The organism is Escherichia sp. KTE31 (assembly GCF_000407925.1).
Classification (GTDB): domain Bacteria; phylum Pseudomonadota; class Gammaproteobacteria; order Enterobacterales; family Enterobacteriaceae; genus Escherichia; species Escherichia ruysiae.
Genome location: NZ_KE136722.1, coordinates 1,630,857 through 1,638,370 on the forward strand (window position 1 = coordinate 1,630,857; position 7,514 = coordinate 1,638,370).

Here is a 7,514-nt window from a genome sequence, read left to right on the forward strand (position 1 = left end):
CAGTCAGGGCTTTGGCTACACGGCGCGGGCGTTACTTGAGCGTCGCGTCACGTCCAACTGGTTTGTCGGCACGGCAATTGATATCCAGCAGGCGAAAGATTACGCACCCAGCCATTTCCTGCTCTACGTGCGGTATTCCGCCGCCGGATGGCAGGGCGACATGGATTTACCGCCGCAGCCGCTGATACCTTACGCCGACTGGTAACGAGGTAGAATCAGAAGGTTAAAACTCGGAAATTATATCCAGTAAATCAGCGTCGAGCATGTTCTCAACGCTGATTTACTTTTTACTACTAAAGGAAGGGGAGGCAGGTCGAAATTCAGCCTGCACATGATGTTTTAGAACATCACTTTATGACCATATTGCTCAAGAATCCCTTTCACTCGCTCCATGGTTTCTTTTTTCGGTGGTTTCACACCGTCGAGTTTGTACTCTTCGCCCATCGCCACCCACTTATGTTTGCCTAACTCATGGTAGGGGAGGAGCTCGATTTTTTCGACGTTACCCATATCGCGAGTAAATTCACCGAGGCGATGAGCTGAATCGTCATCGTCAGACCAGCCAGGTACTACGACATAACGTATCCAGACTTTCACATTTTTGTTCGCCAGATATTTAGCAAACTCGAGTGTACGATGGTTGGAAACGCCTACCAGATTCTGGTGGATTTCGTCGTTCATCTGTTTGAGATCGAGCATTACCAGGTCGGTCACTTCCAGAAGTTCATCAATTACTGGATCGTAACGACGAACAAAACCGTTAGTGTCCAGACAGGTATGAATGCCTTCTTTTTTGCAGGCGCGGAACCAGTCGCGAACGAACTCGGCTTGTAGGATTGCTTCACCGCCGGATGCGGTAACGCCGCCGCCGGAAGCGTTCATAAAGTGGCGATAGGTCACCACTTCCTTCATTAAATCTTCAACGGTAACTTCTTTACCGCCATGCGTATCCCAGGTGTCGCGGTTATGACAATACAGGCAGCGCATCAGGCAGCCCTGGAAAAAGGTGATAAAGCGAATACCCGGGCCGTCTACGGTTCCACAGGATTCAAAGGAGTGAATGCGACCAATAACTGACTTGGTAGCTCCCGCCGCAGCGGTATTTTCTGTTGTATTACAATTAGTTAAATTACTCATATCGCTTCAATTGGCTCTAGTTAACTCTGGTTTATGGACGCATTATGGACATTCCTGACACCGGGTTAAGAGTCACAGCATCTTGTAAGAAATCCGGTGCAAAGTGTGCGTAGGTCATAGTTTGCTGAATGTTAGAATGACCCAGGATGCGCTGCAATGTGATTATGTTACCTCCATTCATTATAAAATGTGTGGCAAATGTATGCCTCAAAACATGCACTGCCTGTCCGTCAGGTAAATCGGGTTTTACTTCCCTGAGAGCGTTGCGCACTTTGTAGTAACTGGCATTAAAAAGCCTGCCTGAATTTTTGGTCTTGATCCGTTTAATCAAGTCCGGCGAAACGGGAATTGTCCTGCGCTTTCCGTTTTTAGTTTTCATAAACGTAACCATCTGGTTAATGATGTGTTCAGCTTTTAAATTAGACACTTCACTCCAGCGTCCACCAGTAGAAAGGCAGACCAGAGTCGCATTTAATTCATCACCATCAAGCATGGATAACAGCCGCGTAATCTCTTCACTGGACAAAAAAGCCATTTCCGTAACAGCTTCACGTAACCGCTTAACCTCACGGAACGGGTTGTGAGAGTGGTATTCACCGGCGTCAATTAATTTGGTGAACATCCCGCTCATTATTGCCAGATGCCGATTTACGCTGGCTGGTTTTAGACCATCGTTCATCATTACAACGCGATAATCAGTTATCGTTTTCTTTGTTAGCTGGTCAGCTCTGGATACTCCCATTTCTGCAAATTTGGCGATTATTGTCGTCAAACGCCCCCGTTCAATATCTCCACGCTCATGTGATTTTCCGTGATATATCCACCATCTGCCTAACAACTCTGTAAGAGTTCGGCGGTCGGCTGGCTTCTCCAACCACTCTTTGTTGTGGTAGTTAACCAGTACATGACGTTCGAATGCTTGAGCTTCACCCTTAGTTTTAAATTTCCGCCTGATACGTTTTCCATCTGTACCCTGCGGTCTGACGTCCACTTCATAACGACCATCATCGAGCTTTTTAATAGACATAAAGCCCTCCGATGACGCTGTTTACTTCTACTACTTGAAAATTAATGCAATTTTCTTTCGTACATTTACTGCACACATATGCTGAATAAATCGTCAGCCAGTCTTTTGGTCTGAGTGGTGCAAGGTTGTTGAGTCTTGCCCAATGTGTGCGAGAGCCGGGGCTATTTGTCCAGCTTCGGGATCTATTTCATCAAACATGAACCAGTCACGATACTTGCGAAAGCGTGGATGCTTAAACAGCTTCATACCTGCTTCCATAGGCATTTTTGATTTCCCTGATTCATATCCATGATATGTGTAGTAATTAATTCCAATTAATTCAGCAAGTTCCTTAGTTTTAAGGCGTTCGGATTCACGGATGAGCTTTAATTTCTCGCTTTGTTCACTTGACATAATTTTGCTAATCTCCAATTATATGGCCACTTGGCAATTTGTGATGCACTCAAAAAGGCTCTAGATGGCTCCAGTTGGTGAATTACAAATCTTATGGAGGATAGCAAAGTGACGACAAATGTAGAAATTTCTTGTCAAACTAGCGATGAGGCAAGTTTCGAAAACGAAGCCAAACGCAAAAGCATTCAGATTTCAGAGCGCCCATCAGATTTGCTGTCGAAAGAGGGGTTTGCTCTTTACATCGGTAAGACACCACGCGCGGTGGCTGAAATGGCTAAAGCGGGAAAGCTGCCAGCCTTCTATATGACAGACCCATTAAAACCAAGAGGGAAAGCTGAATTATGGGTAAATCGTCGTGAGTGGGATAAGTATGCGGCACAACTAGTCGAAGAGGCTCCGACCGAGTGGCATGACTGGAAAAATCGCATTAGTTACAGCAAATCAAGACATGGCCGTGCGGCTTAAGGTGGAAAGGATGAATGAGCCGCGTTGTATTGCTCAGTTATTGCGTAACGAAAGCCCCAGGGCGATTGACTTCACCATCACCCACGGGAAGGGACGTAAGGGAATCATTATCCGTACCAAAAAACAGAGTCCGTTAAAAAAGGCTCTGACCTTTCTGAAAAGCCGGAGGGTCTGGAAATGACAGTGATGACGCTCAATCTCGTTGAAAAACAGCCAGCAACTATGCGCCGGATAATTGGTAAGCATCTGGCCGTCCCTCGCTGGCAGGAGACATGCGATTATTATAATCAGATGATGGAACGCGAACGGCTAACGGTTTGCTTTCATGCGCAGTTAAAACAGCGTCACGCAACGATGCGTTTTGAAGAAATGAACGACGTCGAACGTGAACGACTGGTATGTGCAATTGATGAATTGCGCGGGGCATTCTCAAAACGCCGTCAGGTTGGCGCAAGTGAGTATGCATATATTAGTTTTTTAACAGTCAGTCAGCGTCGCACTTTATTTATGCACGCACGACTGACAGAAAAAGAATTTAACCAGCCATACTGGCGAATTAATGAAGAGTCATGTTACTGGCGTGATGCTTTATTCCGTGCATTACGTGAATTATTCAGCCTGTTTGAGTATGCACCGACAATTCTGACGTCGGTAAAACCAGAGCAATATCTGCATTAAGTAATTAACCAGAGTTTTTAACGCACTTAATTGTGCGGGGCTTTTTTTTGCCTGGAGAAAGTCATGCATACAGTTTCTGAAAATCAGTGCGGTAAATACGCATTAATGCTGCAACAGGCCAGAACCGAAGCACAGGCCGACGCAGCAACGCGCTTTTCGTCTCATCTTGATGCCATGATTCGCCACATCACAAAGGCGGAGTTATCCCGCGTGGAGATAGTCGAGTTGCTCAGTCAGGAGTCTGCCAAATTCCATAATCTAGGACTCAATAAATAACAGGAAAGTTGGAGATGACAAATACAAAATGGTTCAGGAAACGCTTAACGGATTATCAACTTTCATTACTTAAAAAATTAGATGACAAGACTCCACTACATCCTTCAAGCGATGTCTTCCACTCCTGGCCTAGTCGTGTGGAAAAAGCATTTATAGCAATGGGGAAATGGGGGCTTGTGACCAAATCAAGAGAAGGTTTCTGTATTACCGATAATGGCCGGGAAATGATTGATTCTGCGGAGAGGGCATATAGCGAATGAAAAGTATATTGCTTAATAACTGGTTGAAGATTTCAGTTATGAAAAATGGTGATTTGTCGCTAGCTGATATTAAACGCGATAAAAACACTGGGGATATGGTGGAATCAACTATAGCCATTTATGCGGATAAATTAAATCTCCTATCTGATGTGGTCAATTTACTTGTTAAACGCGCTGTATTTCATAAGCAAATTTCCTCCGTGGATGAACTGACAAAATTAACGACAGAAGTCACCAGCTATTGCGCTGATGAATTTAAGAAACTGAACGACAAAAGGAACTGGTAATGCCGGGCAACGTAGATTTTATTCAGGAACAACAGGCTGAATTACTGGAGCGCCAGATTAACGCGGCAAGGGTAAAACATTGCGGTGCTTCTGCGCTGGTTTGCGAAGAGTGTGACGCGCCAATACCTGCTGCCCGTCGTGCGGCTTATCCGTCAGCCACGCGTTGTGTTTCCTGCCAGTCAGTCTTTGAAGCAAAAAACAAACATTACCGGAGAACGGCATGAGTATTCGTATTGAAATTGGCGAACGTTATGTCGTTACCAGTGACAGCTTTCAGTTTATTCTCCACGAGAAAAAGAGAGCTGAAAGCGGTAAAAACGCCGGTCAGGAATGGCTGGCGGTGGTTGGTTATTACCCGAAATTAAGCCAGCTCGTTTCCGGCCTGATGCATCACGATATTCTGACCGGAAGCGCAAAGTCTTTTGCTGATTTAAACGCGCAGGTTGAGCAACTCAGCAAGCGTTGTTCAGAGGCTTTTGGCTCATATGGCCGTTAAAGCCTCCGGGCGTTTTGTCCCTCCGTCAGCATTTGCCGCAGGCACCGGTGAGACGTTTACCGGTGCTTATGCATGGAACGCGCCACGCGAGGCCGTCGGGCGCGAAAGACCCCTTACACGTGACGAGATGCGTCAGGTGCAAGGTGTTTTATCCACGATTAATCGCCTGCCTTACTTTTTGCGCTCGCTGTTTACTTCACGCTATGACTACATCCGGCGCAATAAAAGCCCGGTGCACGGGTTTTATTTCCTCACATCCACTTTTCAGCGTCGTTTATGGCCGCGCATTGAGCGCGTGAATCAGCGCCATGAAATGAACACCGACGCGTCGTTGCTGTTTCTGGCAGAGCGCGACCAGTATGCGCGCCTGCCGGGAATGAATGACAAGGAGCTGAAAAAGTTTGCCGCCCGTATCTCATCGCAGCTTTTCATGATGTATGAGGAACTCAGCGATGCCTGGGTGGATGCGCATGGCGAAAAAGAATCGCTGTTTACGGATGAGGCGCAGGCTCACCTGTATGGTCATGTTGCTGGCGCTGCACGTGCTTTCAATATTTCCCCTCTCTACTGGAAAAAATACCGTAAAGGACAGATGACCACGAGGCAGGCATATTCTGCCATTGCCCGTCTGTTTAACGATGAGTGGTGGACTCATCAGCTTAAAGGCCAGCGTATGCGCTGGCATGAGGCGTTACTGATTGCTGTCGGGGAGGTCAATAAAGACCGTTCTCCTTATGCCAGTAAACATGCCATTCGTGATGTGCGTGCGCGCCGCCAGGCAAATCTGGAATTTCTTAAATCGTGTGACCTTGAAAACAGGGAAACCGGCGAGCGCATCGACCTTATCAGTAAGGTGATGGGCAGTATTTCTAATCCTGAAATTCGCCGGATGGAGCTGATGAACACCATTGCCGGTATTGAGCGTTACGCCGCCGCAGAGGGCGATGTGGGCATGTTTATCACGCTGACCGCGCCGTCAAAGTATCACCCGACACGTCAGGTCGGAAAAGGCGAAAGTAAAACCGTCCAGCTAAATCACGGCTGGAATGATGAGGCATTTAATCCAAAGGATGCGCAGCGTTATCTCTGCCGTATCTGGAGCCTGATGCGCACGGCATTCAAGGATAATGATTTACAGGTCTACGGTTTGCGAGTCGTCGAGCCACACCACGACGGAACGCCGCACTGGCATATGATGCTTTTTTGTAATCCACGCCAGCGTAACCAGATTATCGAAATCATGCGTCGCTATGCGCTCAAAGAGGATGGTGACGAAAGAGGAGCCGCGCGAAACCGTTTTCAGGCAAAACACCTTAACCGGGGCGGTGCTGCGGGGTATATCGCGAAATACATTTCAAAAAATATCGATGGCTATGCACTGGATGGTCAGCTCGATAACGATACCGGCAGACCGCTGAAAGATACTGCTGCGGCTGTTACCGCATGGGCGTCAACGTGGCGCATCCCGCAATTTAAAACGGTTGGTCTGCCGACAATGGGGGCTTACCGTGAGCTACGTAAATTGCCTCGCGGCGTCAGCATTGCTGATGAGTTTGACGAGCGCGTGGAGGCTGCACGCGCCGCCGCAGACAGTGGCGATTTTGCGCTGTATATCAGCGCGCAGGGCGGGGCAAATGTCCCGCGCGATTGTCAGACTGTCAGGGTCGCCCGTAGCCCGTCGGATGACGTTAACGAGTACGAGGAAGAAGTCGAGAGAGTGGTCGGCATTTACGCGCCGCATCTCGGCGCGCGTCATATTCATATCACCAGAACGACGGACTGGCGCATTGTGCCGAAAGTTCCGGTCGTTGAGCCTTTGACTTTAAAAAGCGGCATCGCCGCGCCTCGGAGTCCTGTCAATAACTGTGGAAAACTCACCGGTGGTGATACTTCGTTACCGGCTCCCACACCTTCTGAGCACGCCGCAGCAGTGCTTAATCTGGTTGATGACGGTGTTATCGAATGGAGTGACCCGGAGGTCGTGAGGGCGCTCAGAGGTGCATTAAAACACGGTCGGAGAACGCCAAGTCGTCAGCAAAGAAACGGAAGCCCGTTAAAACCACATGAAATTGCACCATCGGCCAGACTGACCCGGTCGGAAAGAATGCAAATTACCCGTATCCGCGTTGACCTTGCTCAGAAGGGTATCAGGCCGCAGCGATGGGAGCTTGAGGCGCTGGCGCGTGGCGCGACCGTAAATTATGACGGGAAAAAATTCACGTATCCGGTCGCTGATGAGTGGCCGGGATTCTTAACAGTAATGGAGTGGACATAATGGCAAAAATTCACGAGGTAAAGCTGCACGCAAAATATTTCGACCTTGTGCTGGAAGGAAAGAAACGCGCAGAGTTTCGGAAAAATGACCGTAATTATGAGCGCGGGGACACGTTGATTTTGCATGAATGGGTGCAGGGTGTGTATACGGGGCGAAAGGTTGAAGCCCGGATAACAGATGTTACTGACCTGTCAGACTGGCTGGAAGATTATGTCTTGCT

At 48.0% G+C, this 7,514-nt stretch carries 13 protein-coding genes; 10 read left to right on the forward strand and 3 right to left on the reverse strand.

What is annotated here, in order from left to right; genetic code table 11:
• The coding region (locus WES_RS13440; protein ID WP_016235173.1) for a cellulose synthase subunit BcsC-related outer membrane protein at positions 1 to 205 on the forward strand (205 nt) is incomplete at its 5' end.
• A gap of 134 nt (positions 206 to 339) precedes the next feature.
• On the opposite strand, the gene pflA is transcribed toward WES_RS13440, so the two are convergent.
• From pflA to WES_RS13425, 3 genes are all read right to left on the reverse strand, one after another.
• A complete protein-coding gene (gene pflA, locus WES_RS13435) occupies positions 340 to 1,137 on the reverse strand; it encodes a pyruvate formate lyase 1-activating protein (protein ID WP_000067977.1) in 798 nt (265 codons plus the stop codon).
• 31 nt (positions 1,138 to 1,168) lie between these two features.
• Positions 1,169 to 2,164, reverse strand: coding sequence for a phage integrase (locus WES_RS13430; RefSeq protein WP_016158965.1), 996 nt, complete (start codon positions 2,162 to 2,164; stop codon positions 1,169 to 1,171).
• 93 nt (positions 2,165 to 2,257) lie between these two features.
• Entirely contained in the window at positions 2,258 to 2,557 is a 300-nt protein-coding gene (locus tag WES_RS13425) for a helix-turn-helix transcriptional regulator (RefSeq protein WP_016158964.1), read from the reverse strand.
• Between the two features lie 93 nt (positions 2,558 to 2,650).
• On the opposite strand from WES_RS13425, the gene WES_RS13420 reads away from it, so the two are divergent.
• From WES_RS13420 to WES_RS13375, 9 genes are all read left to right on the forward strand, one after another.
• Positions 2,651 to 3,022: a Cox family DNA-binding protein gene (locus WES_RS13420; RefSeq protein WP_085950809.1), complete on the forward strand. Its 372-nt coding sequence runs from the start codon at positions 2,651 to 2,653 to the stop codon at positions 3,020 to 3,022.
• A gap of 177 nt (positions 3,023 to 3,199) precedes the next feature.
• The gene (locus WES_RS13410; RefSeq protein ID WP_000217684.1) at positions 3,200 to 3,700 is read left to right on the forward strand and encodes a hypothetical protein; all 501 of its coding nucleotides are present in this window, start codon (positions 3,200 to 3,202) and stop codon (positions 3,698 to 3,700) included.
• 63 nt (positions 3,701 to 3,763) lie between these two features.
• A complete protein-coding gene (locus WES_RS13405; RefSeq protein WP_000557709.1) occupies positions 3,764 to 3,976 on the forward strand; it encodes a DUF2732 family protein in 213 nt (70 codons plus the stop codon).
• Between the two features lie 14 nt (positions 3,977 to 3,990).
• Positions 3,991 to 4,236: a hypothetical protein gene (locus WES_RS13400; RefSeq protein ID WP_016158963.1), complete on the forward strand. Its 246-nt coding sequence runs from the start codon at positions 3,991 to 3,993 to the stop codon at positions 4,234 to 4,236.
• Positions 4,233 to 4,523, forward strand: coding sequence for a DUF5405 family protein (locus WES_RS13395; protein ID WP_016158962.1), 291 nt, complete (start codon positions 4,233 to 4,235; stop codon positions 4,521 to 4,523). Before WES_RS13400 ends, WES_RS13395 begins: the two co-directional genes overlap by 4 nt.
• Positions 4,523 to 4,747, forward strand: a complete 225-nt coding sequence (locus WES_RS13390; RefSeq protein ID WP_016158961.1) for a TraR/DksA C4-type zinc finger protein — start codon at positions 4,523 to 4,525, stop codon at positions 4,745 to 4,747. Before WES_RS13395 ends, WES_RS13390 begins: the two co-directional genes overlap by 1 nt.
• The gene (locus WES_RS13385) at positions 4,744 to 5,019 is read left to right on the forward strand and encodes a DUF5405 family protein (protein WP_000027664.1); all 276 of its coding nucleotides are present in this window, start codon (positions 4,744 to 4,746) and stop codon (positions 5,017 to 5,019) included. Before WES_RS13390 ends, WES_RS13385 begins: the two co-directional genes overlap by 4 nt.
• Positions 5,009 to 7,294, forward strand: coding sequence for a replication endonuclease (locus WES_RS13380; RefSeq protein ID WP_016235174.1), 2,286 nt, complete (start codon positions 5,009 to 5,011; stop codon positions 7,292 to 7,294). The genes WES_RS13385 and WES_RS13380 overlap by 11 nt, the downstream gene beginning before the upstream one ends.
• The coding region (locus WES_RS13375; RefSeq protein WP_016235175.1) for a DUF3850 domain-containing protein at positions 7,294 to 7,514 on the forward strand (221 nt) is incomplete at its 3' end. The genes WES_RS13380 and WES_RS13375, both read left to right, overlap by 1 nt.